The sequence below is a fragment of the Glutamicibacter sp. 0426 genome, from assembly GCF_001906485.1.
Classification (GTDB): domain Bacteria; phylum Actinomycetota; class Actinomycetes; order Actinomycetales; family Micrococcaceae; genus Glutamicibacter; species Glutamicibacter nicotianae.
Genome location: NZ_MPBI01000002.1, coordinates 84,627 through 103,420, shown reverse-complemented (window position 1 = coordinate 103,420; position 18,794 = coordinate 84,627). Strand labels below are relative to the sequence as shown.

At 62.6% G+C, this 18,794-nt stretch carries 16 protein-coding genes; 8 read left to right on the top strand and 8 right to left on the bottom strand.

Annotated elements, in window-relative coordinates:
* Window positions 1–43 precede the first annotated feature (43 nt).
* A complete protein-coding gene (locus tag BKX98_RS06000) occupies window positions 44–682 on the top strand; it encodes a hypothetical protein (protein ID WP_073706529.1) in 639 nt (212 codons plus the stop codon).
* On the opposite strand, the gene BKX98_RS05995 is transcribed toward BKX98_RS06000, so the two are convergent.
* The 4 genes from BKX98_RS05995 to BKX98_RS05980 all read right to left on the bottom strand — a co-directional run bounded on the left by BKX98_RS05995 (window position 679) and on the right by BKX98_RS05980 (window position 4,588).
* Window positions 679–1,968, bottom strand: a complete 1,290-nt coding sequence (locus BKX98_RS05995; RefSeq protein ID WP_038989990.1) for a DUF6350 family protein — start codon at window positions 1,966–1,968, stop codon at window positions 679–681. The two genes, BKX98_RS06000 and BKX98_RS05995, sit on opposite strands and share 4 nt — an antisense overlap.
* Window positions 1,969–2,073: 105 nt before the next feature.
* Complete coding sequence (locus BKX98_RS05990; RefSeq protein WP_198934348.1) at window positions 2,074–2,883, bottom strand: aldolase/citrate lyase family protein; 810 nt, start codon at window positions 2,881–2,883, stop codon at window positions 2,074–2,076.
* Entirely contained in the window at window positions 2,868–3,653 is a 786-nt protein-coding gene (gene hpaH, locus BKX98_RS05985) for a 2-oxo-hept-4-ene-1,7-dioate hydratase (protein WP_038989991.1), read from the bottom strand. Before hpaH ends, BKX98_RS05990 begins: the two co-directional genes overlap by 16 nt.
* Before the next feature lie 251 nt (window positions 3,654–3,904).
* Window positions 3,905–4,588, bottom strand: coding sequence for a CE1759 family FMN reductase (locus BKX98_RS05980; RefSeq protein WP_073706528.1), 684 nt, complete (start codon window positions 4,586–4,588; stop codon window positions 3,905–3,907).
* Window positions 4,589–4,740: 152 nt separating this feature from the next.
* Between BKX98_RS05980 and kynA the strand changes: the two genes are divergently transcribed.
* Window positions 4,741–5,607: a tryptophan 2,3-dioxygenase gene (kynA, locus tag BKX98_RS05975; RefSeq protein ID WP_066140102.1), complete on the top strand. Its 867-nt coding sequence runs from the start codon at window positions 4,741–4,743 to the stop codon at window positions 5,605–5,607.
* Window positions 5,597–6,436 (top strand): PaaX family transcriptional regulator C-terminal domain-containing protein, encoded by an 840-nt coding sequence (locus tag BKX98_RS05970; RefSeq protein WP_073706527.1) that lies wholly within the window; start codon window positions 5,597–5,599, stop codon window positions 6,434–6,436. The genes kynA and BKX98_RS05970 overlap by 11 nt, the downstream gene beginning before the upstream one ends.
* On the opposite strand, the gene BKX98_RS05965 is transcribed toward BKX98_RS05970, so the two are convergent.
* Together BKX98_RS05965 and BKX98_RS05960 are read right to left on the bottom strand one after the other, a co-directional pair.
* Window positions 6,433–7,416, bottom strand: a complete 984-nt coding sequence (locus tag BKX98_RS05965; RefSeq protein ID WP_233125294.1) for a CoA transferase — start codon at window positions 7,414–7,416, stop codon at window positions 6,433–6,435. The genes BKX98_RS05970 and BKX98_RS05965 overlap by 4 nt on opposite strands.
* 500 nt (window positions 7,417–7,916) lie before the next feature.
* Window positions 7,917–8,624, bottom strand: a complete 708-nt coding sequence (locus tag BKX98_RS05960) for a transglycosylase family protein (protein ID WP_073706525.1) — start codon at window positions 8,622–8,624, stop codon at window positions 7,917–7,919.
* Between the two features lie 646 nt (window positions 8,625–9,270).
* Here BKX98_RS05960 and BKX98_RS05955 point away from each other — a divergent pair.
* Window positions 9,271–10,419: a YihY/virulence factor BrkB family protein gene (locus BKX98_RS05955; protein WP_073706824.1), complete on the top strand. Its 1,149-nt coding sequence runs from the start codon at window positions 9,271–9,273 to the stop codon at window positions 10,417–10,419.
* Here BKX98_RS05955 and BKX98_RS05950 read toward each other — a convergent pair.
* Window positions 10,414–11,133 (bottom strand): M50 family metallopeptidase, encoded by a 720-nt coding sequence (locus tag BKX98_RS05950; protein WP_073706524.1) that lies wholly within the window; start codon window positions 11,131–11,133, stop codon window positions 10,414–10,416. The genes BKX98_RS05955 and BKX98_RS05950 overlap by 6 nt on opposite strands.
* 158 nt (window positions 11,134–11,291) lie before the next feature.
* Between BKX98_RS05950 and BKX98_RS05945 the strand changes: the two genes are divergently transcribed.
* Complete coding sequence (locus BKX98_RS05945; protein ID WP_073706523.1) at window positions 11,292–11,612, top strand: hypothetical protein; 321 nt, start codon at window positions 11,292–11,294, stop codon at window positions 11,610–11,612.
* Between the two features lie 77 nt (window positions 11,613–11,689).
* A complete protein-coding gene (locus BKX98_RS05940; protein ID WP_073706522.1) occupies window positions 11,690–15,145 on the top strand; it encodes a bifunctional RecB family nuclease/DEAD/DEAH box helicase in 3,456 nt (1,151 codons plus the stop codon).
* Window positions 15,146–15,166: 21 nt separating this feature from the next.
* Here BKX98_RS05940 and BKX98_RS05935 read toward each other — a convergent pair whose 3' ends face one another.
* Window positions 15,167–16,423 carry a polysaccharide deacetylase family protein gene (locus BKX98_RS05935; protein ID WP_073706521.1) on the bottom strand — a complete coding sequence of 419 codons (1,257 nt, stop codon included), beginning with the start codon at window positions 16,421–16,423 and terminating at the stop codon, window positions 15,167–15,169.
* Between the two features lie 227 nt (window positions 16,424–16,650).
* Between BKX98_RS05935 and BKX98_RS05930 the strand changes: the two genes are divergently transcribed.
* On the top strand, window positions 16,651–18,111 hold the full coding sequence (locus tag BKX98_RS05930) for a DUF3375 domain-containing protein (RefSeq protein ID WP_073706520.1): 1,461 nt from the start codon (window positions 16,651–16,653) through the stop codon (window positions 18,109–18,111).
* Window positions 18,108–18,794 carry a DUF4194 domain-containing protein gene (locus tag BKX98_RS05925; RefSeq protein WP_073706519.1) on the top strand — a complete coding sequence of 229 codons (687 nt, stop codon included), beginning with the start codon at window positions 18,108–18,110 and terminating at the stop codon, window positions 18,792–18,794. The genes BKX98_RS05930 and BKX98_RS05925 overlap by 4 nt, the downstream gene beginning before the upstream one ends.

Sequence of the window (18,794 nt, the reverse complement as noted above, 5' to 3'; positions counted from 1 at the left end):
GGCGTATGCGCGAAAACAGGTCTACGTAAGGAGCCAGGCGTCCATGCCAAAGGCATATTTCGGAAAAGTTTCTGCACTGGCAATCACCGGGCTGCTCACCCTGACGGCATGTTCGGCCGGGACTCCCCAGAGCGAACCAAGCGATGTTCCGGTCCCTTCGGCCGAGGAATACCTGCCGCTGCTGGCGCAAACGCAGGACGATGACGACAAGCTTCCCGAGGGCTTCGAGGACACCGAATCCTACGACCCGCAAACCCGCCACCTGCTGGCCACCTCGGACCTCGGCCGGCATTATGTCGCGGTCGGCAACGAAGGCCAACTGTGCATGGTGGCCATTCCCGAGCCGGTGGAAGAGGACGGCGACTACGAGATCGCCGGAACCACCTGCCCGACGATGGATTACGTGGTGGAGAACGGGGTTCCGCTCAAGGTCAACGGCGGCGAGAACAGCCTGGAAATCGTCACCTACCTGATGCCTGCCGGCATCAGCGGCGAGACGGTTCAGAACGCCGTCTCCGAAATGCGCGCCTCGCACCCTGAGCTTGCCGCCGAGGATATCCAGGTAGTCACCGAAAACGACTCCGTGCTGCTGGTGATGGAAGAATCAACCGCCGCGACGCTGGGACAGATCACCATCAACCGCCCCGAGGGCGACCCGCTGGTGCTGGCCAGCCTGACCTAGCCTTCGAGCACCGGGTCGGTTTCGAAGAGCGGGGCAATCAGGTAGCCGATGGCGGTGCCCAAGCCGATTTGCAGTGCCAGGGCGCCGGCGGTGGCCCACATGTTCGGGCCGATCTCGACCAGCCGGCCGATGGCCAGGGAACCGGAGGAGAGCCAGGAACCGGCAAGGCTCAGCAGCCCGGTCACGACCCCGGTGAAGACCGCCAAGCATGCGGTCGAGGCCCCCAGCGACAAGGCATTGAAGGGAATCCTGCGGGCAAACCAGTCTTCGAGGTGGTTCTCGCCCACGCGCAGGAAGTACCAGCCGGCCACGATGCCTGCGGCCACCGGGATCAGCAGGAACAGCCATTGGTGGGCCATGTCCCCGGAGGGCAGGGACGCGAGCATTGGAATCGACGGCAGCGGGCCCACCGTGGTTTCCAGGGTGGACAGGGTGCTGCCGGTGCCGATGCTGAACCCGCCGCCGCTGATCCACGACAAGACCCAGAACACCGCATTCGGGATGAAGGACAGCTGCACCAGGGTCAGCGCTGCCGAGCCGATCGGTCCCGGGCGCAGCTCCTGGGACACGTTGGCGACATCGGTCCAGTGCACACCGAGGTTGATGGTCAGCAGCAACCCGGAGATTCCCACGGCGGCCACATAGCCGAGGAATCCGGCGACGATCACATGCCAGACATAGGATCCGGCCCAGCGGCGATGCGGCGAGATCCGCTGGATATAGGCGGCCGTGTCAACACCGAACAGGCGGGCCCAGGAGCCGGCTTCTCGGCGCGCGCCGATAATCAGGCCCAGCAGGGCGATGATCAGCGGGATGAAGGCGGCGGCAAGGATATTGACCCGCGCATAGGAATTATTGGCAAGGAAACCGATGCCGGTGCCGATGGCCCCGTAGGCCAGGAAGGCTCCGGCCAGCCCCTGCCAGAGCTGGTCGGTGTAGGATGCGCGGGCGATGCGCCGCCCGGCACGCAGGCAGAACAGGAAGGGCACCAGCGACAGCCCCAGGGGGATCAGCGTGAGCCATCCGGTCACCGAGCTGGGGTCCGCTTCGGGACCGAGATTCAGGATCTCCACCGGCACGCCGTGGACGAGCAGCCAGATGAGGCCGCCGAACTGCAGGATCGCCTCGAAGGAGTCTTCCAGAAAGCCCCCGCTGAAATAGACGGCGACCAGCGGCAGCGTGATCAGGGCAAGGCAAAAGACCACGGATTGCAGTATCTCGAAGACCCCCTGCAACGCCAGGGGCATTGGCCAGCCGTTGCGCAGGCGCAACATCACTGCCTTCATGGGTTTCTTTTCGCGGCTCATCATCTTCAATGGTGCCACCATTGGCGCCGACCGGCCTCGATCGACGCGCAATGATGAGCTGAAGGGTTGCCTAGAACGCCCGGGCTAGTAGCTGTCCGGGGTGGCGCCCTGCGCTTCGGAGGAGAAGCTTGCGGCCAGCGCTTCGGTGGCGCGGGCCAGCAACGCCACATCGGCGCCCACGCCGACAAAGTCCGCGCCGGCAGCCATGAATTCGCGGGCGCTCTTCTGGTCGAAGGCGTTCACCCCGGCATACTTGCCCGCGGCCTTGGCCGCCTTGATGGACTTGAGCACCGCGGCGACCACGTCCGGGTGGCTCTGCTGGCCGATCACTCCCATGGAGGCGGCCAGGTCCGATGGGCCGATGAAGATGCCGTCGACACCTTCGGTGGCGACGATGTCCTCGACGTTGCGCACCGCTTCATCCGCTTCGATCTGCACCATGATGGTGATGGTCTCGTCGGCACGGGCCAGGTAGTCGGGGATGCGGTTCCAGCGGGCCGAGCGGGCCAGCGCGGAACCGACGCCGCGCACGCCCTTGGGCGGGTACTGGCAGGCGGCAACGGCAGCCGCGGCCTGCTCGGCGTCGTTGACCATCGGGATGATCAGCGACTGCACGCCCAGGTCCAGGAACTGCTTGATGGTCACCGGGTCGTTGACCGCAGGGCGGACCACCGGCACTACCGGGTAGCTTCGCACCGCTTGCAGCTGGGCCAGGATGTTCTGCAGGTCGTTGGGCGAATGCTCGCCGTCGATGAACAGCCAATCGAAGCCTGCGCCTGCGCAGATCTCGGCGACCAGCGGGGAGGCCGAGCAGACCCAGATGCCGGCCAGCGAGTGGTCGGCGTCCTTGAGCGCGTCCTTCAGCGACGGATCCGGCTCTACTCGAAATGGCATGTCACAGTTCCCAACGGTCCGTAGTCGGCAAAGACGGTGTCCCCGGCGTTGACCCACATGGGGCGGGTGAAGGAACCGGCAAGGATGATTTCCCCGGCCTTGAGCTTGTCGCCGTGCGGGGCGATCTTGTTGGCCAGCCAGTACACGCCAGCGGCGGGGTGGTTCAGCACACCGGCTGCGACGCCGGTTTCCTCGACGGTCTGGTTCTTGAACAAGATGCCGGAGACCCAGCGCAGATCGATGCTCTCGGGCTTGACCGGGTTGCCGCCGATCACCATGGCGCCCATGGCCGCGTTGTCGCTGATGGTGTCCACGATCGTGCGGCCTTCCATCTCCACGCGGGCATCGAGGATTTCCAGGGCCGGGATGACGTATTCGGTAGCGTCGAGCACATCGAAGATATTGGCCCGCGGGCCTTCGATATCCTTCTTGAGCTTGAAGGCCAGTTCCATTTCCACGCGGGCGCCGGTGAAGTCTTCCCACTTCAGCTTGGCGCCGGAATCGTAGACCATGTCGTCGAAAATGATCCCGTAGTCAGGCTCGGTAATTCCGGTAGCCATCTGCATGGCGCGGGAGGTCAGGCCGATCTTGCGGCCTACCAGCACACGGCCGGCCGCTTCGGACCGCTGGCGCCACAGGTTCTGGACGCGGTAGGAATCCTCTACCGTCATTTCTGGGTAACGCGCGGTCAGGCGCGGCACCGGAGTCCGCGTCTCGCCGGCCTGGACCAGCTCATCGGCAATGGCCGTGATTGTTTCCTCGGATAGCATCGACGGCTACACCTTTCACTACTCTGCAAACCTCGTTCAGCTGCCGTCATCTCGGAGAAATGACTTAGCTCACGGTTCTTGATCGTACCGAGGTTCGGTATTGATGGCACATCGTACTAACATATTGCTTCGCTTTCACGGCAATTCGATGCCACTGCGGAAGAAAGCATGGGTGAAGAAAATTGGCCCCGCTCCCAAGCACTCCGAATGGATGCAGGACGACGGGGCCAGAATGATGGAAACAGGCCGGCTCAGGAACCGGATTTGAGGTTCGCCAGCAGCGCTTCGAACGGCAATGAGGTGAGATCGTCATCGGGATCGGCGAATTCGCTGACCGATGGGGCGATGGAACGGGTGTCGCCCAAATCCGCGTCCGCGGATAGTTCGCCTTCGCTCAGCGACAGTGCCAGGACGACTTCCCGCGCAACCCGGCGAGCGCGATCGGCCAGCGTGCCGGACAGTCCCTGCCCGCCGAAATCCTCGGAGGCCGCGAAGACTGTGGTCGGCATGATCTGCGCCCGCAGGTAGGAGAAGATCGGGCGCATGGCGTAGTCAATGGCGAGCTGGTGGCGCTGGGTTCCCGCGGTGGCGGCGAGCACGACCGGCTTCCCGCTCAGCGATTTGGGGTCCAGGATATCGAGGAAGGACTTGAACAGGCCGGAGACCGAGGCGGTGAAGACCGGGGTCACTGCCACGAGCACGTCGGCACCCACTACCGCATCGATGACCTTCTGCAGGCCCGGGGCGGCGAAACCGGTGAGCATGTTGTTCGTGATCTCACCAGCATGCTCACGCAGTTCGATATTGGCCACGTCGGCCTGCACACCAGCGGCAGCCAGCTGGGTGGCAATATTCTGTCCGATTTGCCCACCGAGCAGCGAGGAGCTTGATGGGGTTCCCAGTCCACCGCTGATGACGACTACTGACTTGCTCACGGTTCCTGCCTTTCACGATTTATATGCGTATGCATGTATCAACGGCGGGGGCGCCCGAGGTATTCCCATTTGCCGAAAAACATTTTGGCTCGTAGCGGGAGCCGCTTTTTTCAGTATTGTGACGATCGCAATGTTATTGATAACATCAGCGTATGAGCACCCCGCAGCCCCAGACCGAGAACCAGCGCGAAATCGAAGAAGGCGTCCGCACCGATTTCAAGAACACGATGTCCTACGGCAGCTACCTCGACCTTGACCGCATCCTGTCCGCGCAGCATCCGGTCAGCGTTCCCGAGCACCACGATGAAATGCTCTTCATCATCCAGCACCAGACCAGCGAACTGTGGCTCAAGCTCATGCTCCACGAGCTCATCGAGGCTCGTCGCCTGCTGGGCGTCGACGACTTCGGCAAGGCGCTGAAATGCCTGGCCCGGGTCAAGCACATCCAGAAGACCCTGACCGAGCAGTGGTCGGTGCTGGCAACCCTGACGCCGCGCGAGTACGCGCAGTTCCGCGATTTCCTCGGCTCGTCTTCCGGCTTCCAGTCCTTCCAGTACCGTGCCGTCGAATTCATCCTGGGCAATAAGCATGAAGGCATGCTCAAGGTCCACGAGGCAGATCCCAAGGCGCACGAGCTGCTGTCCAAGCTGCTGCACGAACCAAGCCTCTACGACGTCTTCCTGGCCGCCTTGGCCCGCCATGGCTACAGCATTCCCGACGAAGTGCTGTCCCGCGACGTCACCAAGCCATGGGCGTTCCAGGAGGCGCTGGTTCCGGTCTTCAAGGACATCTACGAATCCGAGGACACCCGCTGGGGCTTCTACCAGGCCTGCGAGGACCTCGTGGATGTCGAGGACAACTTCCAGGCATGGCGCTTCCGGCACATGCGCGTCGTCCAGCGCACCATCGGCTTCAAGCGCGGCACCGGCGGTTCTTCGGGAGTCGATTTCCTCAAGCGCGCCCTGGATCTGACCTTCTTCCCGGAACTGTTCGCGGTGCGTACCGAAATTGGCAAGTAGCACCTCGCTTACCGCGCTGAGCCTCGATGATTTCGAGGCGCGAAGCGGAAGCGCGACATCGATTATCCGTACGATCACCGGCCTGTATATCAGGCACGAGAAAATACCAGTGGCGCGAACCCGCATCGTGGAGCTGGCACAGGCCGCCGGGATTTCGGCTCCTGCGGCGCAGACCGCCATCTCCCGGCTGATCGACCGCGGAGTGCTGGAAGCCGGGCAGCCATCCACCTTGGGCGTGCCGAGCGCGGCGCAGCAGATGTTCGAGCGCGGCACCCGGAGAATCTTCACGCCACGGCAGATGTCGGACGCTGATCTCTGGTGCCTGGTCGCCTACTCGCTGCCGGAGAGCCTGCGCTCCGTGCGCCATCAGGTACGCAAGCATTTCCTGCAGCTTGGCGGAGGCATGCTGGGATCCGGGTTATGGATTTTCCCCGAGTACCTGCGCGAGGAAGCCACGGCAGTGCTCATGGCTTTGGGCGCCAGAGAGCACGCAACGCTGTTCACTGCGCAGCAGCCGCACTTCCCCGGCACGCCGCAGCAGGCCGCCAGTGCATGGTGGGATCTTGAGCGCCTGGCCGCGCTGCATCAGGCATTCCTGGAGAACACCAATTCCCTCGATGCCAGCGACAGCACTCCATCCAGCGCCTATCGGGGATATGTGGCGATGGTCGATTCATGGCGCACGCTCCCCTACCTCGACCCCGGTTTGCCCGGATCCATGCTGCCCGCGCACTGGCCTGGCGATGACAGCCGGGAACGCTTCTTGACACTGTCCTCGGCTTTCAAGGAACCGGCCCTGCACTTCGCCCGCTCGCTGCTGGCTTCCTAGCTCCAGGCTGGTTTGCTTTCTCCGTACGGCGCCGGCGGATGGGGATAATCCATTGCATGGCCTGCAAAGCTGAAGGGCGGTGGAACATATTCAAGCATCCCGTAAGAACTGTCCATCTGCCGCAGCTGCACGCCACTGCCGAAATCAGCAGGGCATTCGCGCTCTTCATCTAAGGCAAACAGGGCATGAGCCGTCCGAGCCAAGGAGAATCGCACCGCCCCGGTTCGCCCTTGGGCGCTGCGGGCGCCAGCCAGGGCAATGATTGCAGCAGCCAGCCCGTAGCCGGTGGCATGATCCAAGGCTTGCACCGGCAAAGCGCCGGGAGTCCTGCCGTCGCCGCTATAGGCTTGCGCAATGCCGGTGGCGGCTTGCACGACGCTGTCGAACCCGCGCCGCTGGGCCCAGGGCCCGGAATAGCCCCACGCACCCAGTTCAGCGATCATCAGCCGCGGATAGCGCTGGGCTAATTCATCCCGGCCAAGCCCCGCCGCGGCCAAGGCTCCGGGGCGATAGCCCAGGATGACGGCATCGGCATCCTGCAGCAGTTCATGGATCTTTGCCCGCCCCGCTGCGCTCTTCGCATCGAGCACCGTGCTGCGCTTGCCGAACCCGGTATCGACATGTTGCCAAGGCAGTTCCGGAAGCCGCGGACCGTCCACGCGCAAGACCTGGGCACCGAAGGCCGCGAGGGTTCTGGTGGCGGTGGGTCCGGCGATCACCCGTGTGAGATCCAGGACTTTCAACCCTTGAAGGGGCAATCCCGCACGCGGATCATATTTCCAGAACAGTGCCGAAGCGAGCGGACGCATGCTGAACTGTGCCCAGTGCCCGTTGCCTGCCACCTTGCCCTCGGCGGAGCTGAGCCACTGCTGCCGGGATCGCACCCGCGCGGCAACGCCGCCGGCCGCCACGATGCGCTCCTGGGCATCATGTGCCGGCAGGCCTGCCAGCGCATCGGCTATGCCGCTACCCGAGGACATCCCTAATACAGATTTGAGCGCACTCTCATGATGAGGGTAATTCGCGTGCGTCCTGATCCAGCCATCGGCTGTTCGGTAGAAGCCCGAGTGCGGGGCAAAACCCTGCGTACTCTCCCCCGCGATCCGCAGGTGGGCAGAGGACGCAAAAGCAGCTGCGATGTCCGCCGTCGCTGATGCCGCCCGCAGTGGCGGAGTAGCAAGCGCATTGAGTGCAGAGCAGACCAACCCGACGGATCGTGCCGCGAGCTGCTCCACATCCAGAGGACCACCCCACCAGGCTATGGGCCCGGAAACGGGCCAGTTGCCTGCTGTCTCAAGCAACTGATGCTCATGGAACTCAGAGCCCAGGACGTGCTCCATGGACGCGCGCTCTTCTTCGGAATGCAGCATGCTGCTCAGCCTATACCTGCAAGACCACCGTTCCGCTGCCGGCCGCTTCAATACAGAAAACCCGCAGCGCGCAGAAGTACGCGATGCGGGTTTTCGGAAGCTCAGCGAAATTAGTTCGCTGGAACGTTCAGGGTCTGTCCAACCATGATGTAGTCGGGGTTGGACAGCTGGTCGTCATTCAAGACGAACAGGCCACGCCAGTCCTTGACGCCAAGCTTGTCGGCAATCTTGGCCAGGGTGTCGCCCGACTTGACGGTGTAGTCCTTGCCCGAGTCGGTCACATCAATGTTGAACACTGGTGCCTTCGGAGCTGGAGCAGCGTGCTTTGGAGCTGCCTGCTGCTTAGGAGCCTGCTTCTGGGTCGGTGCCGACTGCTGCTTCGGAGCTGCCTGCTGCTTTGGTGCGGCCTGCTGCTTAGGGGCTGCCTGCTGCTTCGGAGCCTGCTTCTGCGGAGTCGAGGAACCCGAAGGGGAACCGCTGATGCCCAGCTTTGCAGTACATGCTGGCCATGCGCCCCAGCCCTGCGATGCCTGGACCTTGGTTGCAATGCGGATCTGCTCGGCCTTCGAAGCCTGGTGCGGCATGCCCGAGCCGCCGAACGCCTTCCAGGTGGACAGCGAGAACTGCAGGCCACCGTAGTAGCCGTTGCCGGTGTTGATCGACCAGTTGCCACCGGACTCGCACTGGGCCAGCTTGTCCCAGGTGCTTGCGGCGTTTGCTGGTGCGGTTGCGGCAACGATTGCGGTGCCGGCAACTGCTACGGCGGCCAGCGAGGCTCCACCGCGACGGATCAAGTTCTTAGTCTTCTGCTGGATCATGATTCTCCAGTTGCTCTTCCCGCGCTCAGGTCTTCCTAGACCATCCTCGTGCACCGCTCAGCGTCGCATTTCGACTTTGATTAAATACTGCCCTGGCGAGCGGTTTGGAAGTCCCGGCAGTACCTGTTTCCCCATAACACTGCGAGTGTTATCGAAACGTTATGAAAGACCATAACGCACCAACCCACCACCCTCGCAACTCAGGAAACGGTCAGAAACCCCGTAAATACAGGTCAATTGGTCAGAAAAAAATTTAAAATCTGGCCGCGAAATCGCTCCGAACCCCTGATCAAGCGACGAAAATGTTACTCGGATGAAGTGGATATTTATCAGGACACTGTGATATAGCTTGCAATCCACTCACGGGCGGTTTCCAGCACCCTTCAAGGCTGCTTTTCCGCATCGACGAAGCTGCACAATCTGGATCCGCTACGCAGCATGCACGGCATTCGGAACGAGGCAATTTCTCCCCGGCAGATCCCCTCGGCTCTCAACGCCCTCAAGATCTCAGCGTGCAATAAACACACCACGCAGTTCCAGCAACGTGTCAACTAAATTGCCCTTAGGTAATGTGATTCAAGAAGCCGGAACTGTAGGTTTGATTTCATCAGTCAGACAGGGGAACTCGATGCCACTGGGAAACAGCATGACGAAAGAACGGTTCAAGGAGTCCTTGAGCTGCTATCCCCGTGCCCTGCGGGAATTCTTCCGCAATGACGGGCTGGATATAGCGGCGTCTCTGTCCTACTTCATGGTCCTTGCCATGTTCCCCGGCCTCTTGGCCTTGATTTCGCTGCTGTCCTTGGCCGGTGCCAGCGAAAGCGGCACCAAATGGATCATGGAGCTGCTCGAGCAGAGTCTCGCCCCGAACGGTGAATCGGCAAGCGGCGACTCGCAGCAGCTGCTCGACACCGCCGAACAGCTGCTCGCAGGCTTGGCATCCCAGGCCAGCGGAACATTCTGGGCAATCCTCGTCGGTTCACTCGGCGCCTTGTGGAGTACCTCTGGCTATGTCACGGCATTCAGCCGCGCATTGAACCGGCTTTACGGTGCACCGGAAGGCCGCCCGCAGTGGAAGCGCCGCCCGCAAATGTTCCTGATCACCGTGCTGATCATGCTCGTTGCCGTCGTAACCTTGGTGCTCCTGCTGACTTCGGGCTCCGTCGCCCGCGCAATCGGCAACATCATCGGCATGGGCGACAGCTTCGTGCTCATGCTGAATATCGCAAAGCCGCCATTGATGCTCATCATGCTGCTGCTGGTTCTGGCCTTGCTCTACTACTTCACCCCCAACGTCAAGCCGACGAAATTCCGCTGGTTCTCGCCCGGTACCCTGACCGCTCTGGTAATCCTGGGGCTCTCGGTCTTCGGCTTCGGCATCTACGTTTCGCAGTTCGCCAGCTACTCCGCCACCTATGGAACCATTGGCGGCGTGATCATCCTGGTCCTTGCTTGCTGGATCAGCAATATCGCTTTGCTCCTCGGGGCCTTGGTGGATATCGAATTCATCCGCCTCCGCCAGCTGCGTACCGGCATGCCGGCCGTTGATGATGTGCTGCTTCCGCTGCGCGATGACACTTTGATAGCGAAGCAGGAACTGGCCTCGTACAAGGACCTGGTCCAGGCCCAGGAGATCCGGATCAAGCACGGTGGCGACCCGCTGGAGGATATGGAAGCGGATCCCTCAACCAGTCCGAAACGCAAGATGAAGCTGCTGCCCATGGGGCTGGTTGCCGCGGCCGCCTGGACCGCTGGCCGAATGAAAGCCAAACGCGATTTGCGCCGGGACTCATAACAGTCCCGATAGGCTCAACAGCGCCCACCAGAGGCCTCCGGATCCCAGAATCGCGATCGCCAATAACCACAAGGAAGGAAAGGTTTGCGTCGCCGCAGCGATCAAGTACGCATCGGACTGGGCAATATCCTTGCGCCTCCACAGGTGCACCGCAAGAAGCTTCACGAAGTCCTTCAAGCCCGCCAGCAGCAGGAACCCGGCAATCAGCAATGCCAGATACAGGTAGGCATCGACCGGCGCAAAGAAGACCACTCCCAATGCCACTGCTGCGCTGATCGTGCACACGACAAAGGCCGGCCAATTGCGGACGAAGACCAGCGCCAGCAGGAACAGCAACGCATAGATTCCCAGGGCCCGCCCGGCATAGCCCGCAGATATCCCCCACAGCATCAACGCTGAAACCCAAATGGGTGCGGGGTACCCGAAGATCCCGGCAATGATGACGGAGAACTTGCCCCGGCCGATGCTGCGCACTTCCCCGGAATGGTCCCAACCCAACCGCAAGCCAGCCACGTACCTGCCGGTGAACAAGGCCGCTACGATATGGCCGAGCTCATGGATCAGCGTGGAGTACAGCCCGGTGATACTCCATACCGGACGCGGTACTACCAAGACCAGGATCAGGAACGCCAGGATCAGCCACTGCCACTGGTTCAAGGCCACGTCCACCGGCTGCGCGAGCCGGTCCCAAGCCTGGGCAATATCTAGATTCATTCCTGCTCCTTCGTGGCATCCAACATGACTCATTCTTGCAAGCCCGGCCTGCTACCGGCTGTCCGGCGAGCGCATTTCCCGGCATTCTGGGAAACATCACAGGTGGCAGGCATAGTCTGCATAGCGAAACACTTTGCTATATCCCTTGGAGGAGTCTCATGTCCCGCATCGCTTCAACTGCCTTGGCCACCACCGGTTTGCTGGGCGGCTACGCTACCGGCCGCGCCACGAAGAAGCGTCCGCTGGCCGCGGTAGTGCTCGGTGCCGCCGGCGTTGGCGCGTTCCTGCTGTGGAAGAAGGACGCCGGAAGCGGCAAGGCGGTGGCCCTGGCCAGCGCGTACCTCGGCGGCTTCGGTGCGTCCCATCCGCTGGCCAAGAAAATCGGCGCGTGGCCAGCAGTGAACACGGTGACTGCCGGCGTGGCCCTGCTCTCGCTGGTGCTCGGCGGTTCCAAGAAGAAGGCAGAGGAGCTCTCCTAAACGGGAACAGTGAATCTGTCGGGGTCTGGTGCTACGTTGACTAGGTAAGAATCGAGTCAGCGAAAGGGCCAGGCCCCGTGTTCTTCCTGGATGATCAGTTCATCTTCTCAGCGAGCGACCTGTCGGTCTCTGTTGACTGCAATTACCAGTCCCTGTACCTGCTGGATGTGAAGCTCGGCCTGCGTCCCAAGCCGGATATGGCACGGGATGAGATGCTCGAACGCACGGCGGTGCTTGGCGACGCCCATGAGCAGAACGTCCTCAAGGAGCTGATCGCGACCTACGGCGACTACGACCCTCAGACGGGGACCGGCGTCAAGCAGTTCGCCGACCGTCCGCAGATGACCCCGGCCGGCCTGCGGGCAGCCCACGAAGCGACCATGGATGTGCTTCGCAACGGTGCCGATGTCATTTTCCAGGCCACCTTCTTCGACGGGGCTTTCCTTGGTTTTGCCGACTTCCTGGTCCGCCAGCCGGATGGCACCTGGGCCGTCTGGGATACCAAGCTCGCCCGCCATGCCAGGGTCAGCGCGCTGCTGCAGATCGCGGCCTACGCCGACCAGATGCTGGCAGAGGACATCCCTGTATCCACCTCGGCAACTCTGGTCCTCGGCGACGGGACCCACTCGGTGCACCGCGTTGACGAGGTGCTGCCGGTTTTCCGGGCCCAACGCGAACGCTTCCTGGCCATGGTGCACAAGCACCGTGCGAAGAACCAGCCGGTCGAGTGGAATTCCGACGAACTGCGCCTGTGCGGCCGGTGCGACTACTGCGAAGAGCAGGCCCAGGCATCGCGCGACCTGCTGCTGGTTGCCGGGATGTCCATGGTGCAGCGTGAAAAGCTGCGCGCCCGCGGCATTACGACCATTGACCAGCTCGCCGGGCTCGACGCCGAGCCGCGCACCGCGCTGCAGCGCGTCACCGACCAGGCCAAGATGCAGCTGGGCCTGGCCACCGCGGATGGCAGCGCCCACGGCGTGTCCTACCGGGTGAAGAACGCCGGCCCGATCTCTTCCCTGCCGCGCCCCGACCAGGGCGATATCTTCTTCGATTTCGAGGGCGACCCGCTCTACCAGGACTCGTCCGATGGTTCCTGGGGGTTGGAATACCTCTTCGGCGTTGTCGAATACGACACCGGCGCGCCGGTATTCAAGCCATTCTGGGCGCATAGCCGCGCCGAGGAACGCCAAGCGTTCCTGGACTTCATCGCCTATGTCGAGGAGCGCCGCCAGCGCTACCCGCAGATGAAGGTCTACCACTACGCGCCCTACGAGAAGACTGCGCTGCGCAAGCTCTCCCAGGTGCACATCGCCGGCGAGGACGAAGTCGACCAGTGGCTGCGCGAGAATCTGCTCGTCGATCTCTATGAGACCGTGCGCAATGCCCTGGTGGTGTCCACCCGCTCCTACTCCATCAAGAAGCTTGAACCGCTCTACATGGGCGAGCACCTGCGCTCCGGCGATGTCACCGATGCCGGTGCGTCGGTGGTCGCCTACGCCCAGTACATGCTGGCACGGGACACGGAGAACGAGGATGCAGCTGCGTCCATCCTGGCCTCCATTGCCGACTACAACGAGTACGACTGCCTGTCAACGCTGCGCCTGCGGGATTGGCTGCTCACGCTCATCGACCAGGCGCCCGGCACGCTTCAGGACACGCCCGAGCCTCCCGCGGCTGGCGAGGAGTACGAGCCCACCCCCGAGGAGCTGAGGCTGCAGGACTACCTGGCGCAGCTGCCCCATGGCCAGGCGCTGAGCGATGATGACCGGGCGATCGCCATGGTCGCCGCCGCGACCGGGTACAACCGCCGCGAGAAGAAGCAATTCTGGTGGGAGCACTTCGATCGGTTGTCCGCGCCGATGGATGACTGGAGCGATGTCCGCGGGGTCTTCATCGTGAACTCGGGGGAAGTGCTCGAGGACTGGCATAAGGCCACAGAGCGGGCGCGCACCTACACGCGGGTGACGAAATTGCAGGGAACGCTGGCCGAAGGCTCGCTGCTCTCCCCCGGCTCTTCGGTGTTCGCCATGTTCGATGCCCCGTTGCCCGAGGGCATGGCAGTGGACGACTCCGTGCGCGGCGGCGCATTCAATGCCACGGTGGTCGAGCTCGGAGAAGGCTGGATCACCATTGCGGAGAAATCCAGCGGCAAGATTCCTGCCTACGGTGCACTTCCCTGCGCCCTGGCACCCGACAAGCCGTTGGCGACCGTGAGCATCGATGCGGCGCTCACCGAGATCGCCCAGCAAGTTGGCGCCACCGTGCCGGTGCTCCCGCAACGGCCGGGCATCGACATCCTGCGGCGGATTCCGCCACGCCTGAAGACCCTGTCGGCGCCGGTTGAACCGGAACTGGTCGACGGCCAGGCCCAGGTCTATCCTGCCGTGGTCCAAACGCTGAAGGACCTGGACAATTCCTATCTAGCGGTGCAGGGTCCCCCGGGCACCGGCAAGACCTTCGTCGCTTCGCATGTGATCCGTGAACTCATCGACTACGGATGGAAGATCGGGGTGGTGGCCCAATCCCATGCGGTGGTTGAGAATGTGCTGCGCAAGGCCGTGGAAGCCGGGGTGGATCCCGAGGTGGTGGCCAAGGAAGTCAAGCACAAGGATCCGGTGCCTTGGACCGGCACGTCCAAGGAATCCGTGGCCGAGGTGCTGGATGCACCCGGCGGCGCGCTCATTGGAGGCACCGCCTGGACGCTGACCGGTTCGAAGGTTCCTGCCGGGAGCCTGGACTTGCTGGTGATCGATGAGGCCGGGCAGTTCTCCTTGGCCAATACGCTGGCCGTCTCCCGCGCGGCCCGCAATTTGCTGCTGCTCGGCGATCCGCAGCAGCTGCCGCAGGTCACCCAGGGCACCCATCCGCAGCCGGTGGATGAATCCGCGCTGGGCTGGCTCTCCGGTGGCGAACCGGTGCTGCCCGCCGAGTTGGGCTACTTCCTGGCGGCCTCATGGCGGATGCACCCGCAGCTGTGCGCCAAGGTGTCGGCGTTGAGCTATGACCACCAGCTGTTCTCGGCGGATGCCGCCGGGCTGCGGGTGCTGGAAGGCACCGAAGCCGGGGTCGAAACGGTGTTCGTTGAGCACCGGGGCAATACCGTCAGCAGCGTGGAAGAAGCGGAGGCCATTGTCCGCTTGGTGCGCGAGCATCTGGGCATGCTGTGGAGCCCGGGCCCCGGCAAGCCGGCCCGCCCGCTGGCCGCCGACGACATCCTGGTGGTAGCCGCCTACAACGCGCAGGTGAATCTGGTGCGCGAGGTCCTGGAAGCCGAGGGGCTGCCGGATGTCAGGGTGGGAACGGTCGACAAGTTCCAGGGCCAGGAAGCCCCGGTAGTGCTCGTGACCATGGCGTGTTCCAGCGCCGCCGATGCATCGCGTGGCATCGAGTTCCTGCTCAACCGCAATCGCATCAATGTGGCGATTTCCCGCGGCCAATGGAAGGCTGTCATCGTGCGCAGCGAACGGCTCACCGATTACCTGCCGTCCAACCCGTCGACGCTCTCCCAGCTCGGTGCGTTCATGGCCTTGTAGCTTGGGTGCGGATTGGTCCGGTCACTTGCGGGCCGGATCGATCACGTCCTGAACATCGAAGAAGCTGTCCAGAACTGGACGGTCGCCGCGTTCTTCCTTGGCGAACTGCAACCCGTCCACGTTGATGCGCATCTGCCGCTGGTATTCATCTCCTTGCTGCATCCATGCGCGGATGGTTCCGTCAACGCCGTAGAAGTAGTCGAAGCCCTGCTCCTTGAAGAACTCGTAGCGGGCACCTGAGTAGCGTTGGGTCCGGGCAATATCCGATCCGAATGGATAGATGAAGTGGCCGGTCTTTCCCACGATCGGTTCCACCTCGTCCTTCCACAGCTTCATGTCGCGCTTGAGCCGAGCCATGCTGTCGGTCCCGGTGGCAATGTGCCCCCACGAATGCGATGCGAACACCCAACCGCTGTCCTTCATCGCCTCGGCGATCTTCGTGGCCATCTTCTGGTCGGCTTCCAGCGTCGTGCTTTCCGGGTACTGGCTGGCCGAGGTGCGGTAGCCGAAGGCTCCGTTGTATCCGGTCATCGCGATGAGGCCGCGGGCATTGCGGTAGCTGAAGTCGGGATGCTCGGCGATGAAGTCATCGACCATGGTGGTGACGTCGTATGCGCCAACGTGTGTTTCGCCTTCCGCATCCACGTATTCGTTGCGGACCTTGCCGTCCTTGTCCAGCACCAGCTTGCTGGCGAAGCCATCGCCATCCATGTATTCGTAATAGCTCAGGTCGTCAACGGACAGCACCAGTGGCTTCTTATCCTTGGGCAGCATGATGTCCCGGTACTTCATCTGCCCCTGATTATCGGGCGAAGCGAAGTCTTCAGGGTTGACCAGCACATAGTCGCGCTCATGCAGTTCTTCGAGAATGGCCGCGAATTCCTTCTGGGTCACCATGTAGTTGGCGTAGCCCTGTGAGCTGTTTCTGCCGTCAAAGGCCCGGTCCGGATCGACTATCAGCGAGTGGAAAAACAGGTGGGGTATCTGGTCCGGCTCGTCCCACGCCGAAACTTGGCTCTTCTCATCTTCCAGGCCGCCAACCATCTGGTTCAGCTCTTCGGCGCTGTCCGCCTTGGCGAGCTTGATCGCCGCGTCATAGTCGTATCCGTCAGCCAGCCGGTTGATCTCGGCCTTGACGCCGTCCACGCGTGCTTTTTCCTGCTCGGCCTTTTCAATGGCAGCGGGATCCGTGGACGGTGCTGAGGGCGGTTGCGCCGTGCTGCACGCGGCAAGGCCCAGCACCAGCCCGAGTGAAATCACAATGCGTAGGTTTTTCATTGGCTGCGACCTCCATGACCTCCACCGCGCCTGCAGGGCCGGAAGAAAACTAGTTGTCATCTGCTATTTTCGACCCTACACAGGTAGTGCTGGGGGTAAAACCCTTTCGCAATGAAATGTCGAAACAGAACGTTGCCTATCATCCAGCTTTTAGGGAGCTCACATTTTGGAAGGAGTCCAATGATTTAGAATTGATTGGTTAGGCATTTCAAAGATCAAGGAAGTACATGCAGCCCTCGCACCGCGCGAATAGTTTGTGGCTTCAGTCCCAGCAGTTCAAAAGCTCGGCAGCGTATCGGCTTCTGACCGCCCAGCCGTGGGCTGTGGCGTTCATCCGTGCAGAGTTCACCGCAGATCGTTCCCGTATCGCATTGGAGCTTTTCCATGCCTCGCTGGATTCCTTCCTGAAGCAGGCACGCAAAAGCGATGACCAGATCCCTGCGTCCTATTCGGCCCAGGATTTCGCCGAGACCTGGGTCAAGCAGGGAATCCTGGCTCGTCCGCTGATTGACGGGCGCTTCGTCTATGAACCCAGTGCGCAGACCTTGCGCACCTTGCGCTTCTTGGCGGATTTCTCCACCGACGATTCGCATTTGAACTCCTCGCGCCTGAACACTTTGCTCTCGTCCCTGGAGTCGCTGGCCCACGAGACGGATCCGGATCCCGAAGCGCGTATCCGTGCCCTCGAATCCCAGATCGCGCTGCGCCAAGCCCAAATCGACCAGCTGCGCAGCGGGGACGATCCGGCGGTGCTCTCCCGCACCACCGCGTTGTCGGCCACCCGTTCAGTGCTCGATCTGGCCTCCAGCCTGCCTGCGGATTTCCGGCGCATGCGCGATGGCGTCCAGGACATGCTCCACTCGCTGCGCGAAGGAATTCTGGATGCGTCCACTGCAAAGGGCGTCGCCGTGGGCCAGGTGCTGGAAGCCGATCGCCAATTGCGCTCCACCGCCGAAGGCGAAACCTTCAGCGGATTCACCGAGTTCCTGAACTCCCCCGAAGCGCAGCAGCGGTTCCGCGCGGCACTGGCCGAGGTCCTGGAACGCGACTTCGTCGATGATCTGGAAACCACCGAACGCCAGATCCTCACCAACCTGTTGCGTGAACTGCGCCGCCAGGCGGCTGAAGTCCATGCCTCCTACGGCAAGCTCTCCGAGTCCCTGCACGCCTTCGTCCAGTCCGAGGACTACAAGCAGGCCGAGCTGCTGCGCCAAGCAGTGCGCGAAGCCGAACTGGCGATCAGCAAGTCCACGAGCCTGAAGCCGCGCAGCGGCCTGGCCCCCATGGAGCTGTTCGCCCCGCAGTTCGTCACCCTTGCCGGGCTTGGAATCTATGACCCCTCCGAGCATGTAGCTCCGCCGCCGCTGGCCCAGGCGCCGGAATTCAGCGAAGCCGACATTGTGCGCAACCCGTCGACACCCCAGGCCGACATGCAGTTGCTGCGTGAATCCATCACCCGGCAGCTGGGCCAGTCCGGTTCCGGTTCGGTTCGGCTCGATGACGTCTTTGAATCATTGGATGCCGAGCAGCGGCACCTGAATACGATTCGCGCCCTGGTGGAGATCGGGCGCACCAATGGCGAGCCGCTGAACGAGAGCGACCTGCTCAGCATTGAATTCCAGCAACTCGATGGTTCTCAGCGAACCGCTATCCTGCCCGCGTTGAGCTTTACGAAGGAGCCGCTATGACCACGAGCGATTCATACGCCGCACCGATCACCGACCCGCTATTCGACGGCGATACCGGAAAGTTCACGCTGCCGCTGCGCCAGCTGCTGGTCCGGCTGCTGCGCGGCCCCTACCTGGACGGATCCACCGATCCTTCGGCGTGGCAGCTGCTGCTGGACCAGCAGCAGGGCATCAGCGATTACTTCTCCGAGATTTTCCTGGCCTTGCGGCTGGACATGGATCGCAAGATCGCCATGCTGGCCCCGGTCCAGATCGAACAGGTCCACACCTCCCCGATCGCTCCGCGCCGTCCGCTGAAGCGCGATGAAACCCTGCTGGCCCTGCGCCTGCGGCTGCTGCTGGAGCAGCATTCGGGCAGCGGCAGCGATGCGGTGATTTCGCGGACAGGCATGCACGAGATCCTGGCCGAGCACCGCCAGGCATCGGACCGTGACGACAAGCGCTTTGCCGAATCCTGCGATGCCGCTATCACCCGCCTGCAGTCCTTGCGCCTGCTCACCGGCACCGAGCTGGAGAACGAGTTCCGCATTTCCCCGGCACTGGCGATGGCCTTGCCGATCACCAATATCCAGGACATCCCGCGCTACATTGCGGCCATCGACGCCAATGACCCGGCGTTCAGCCTGGCCGCCGATGACACTGAAGACCTCGCAGAGCAGACCCCCGAGTTGGTGCAGGAGTAA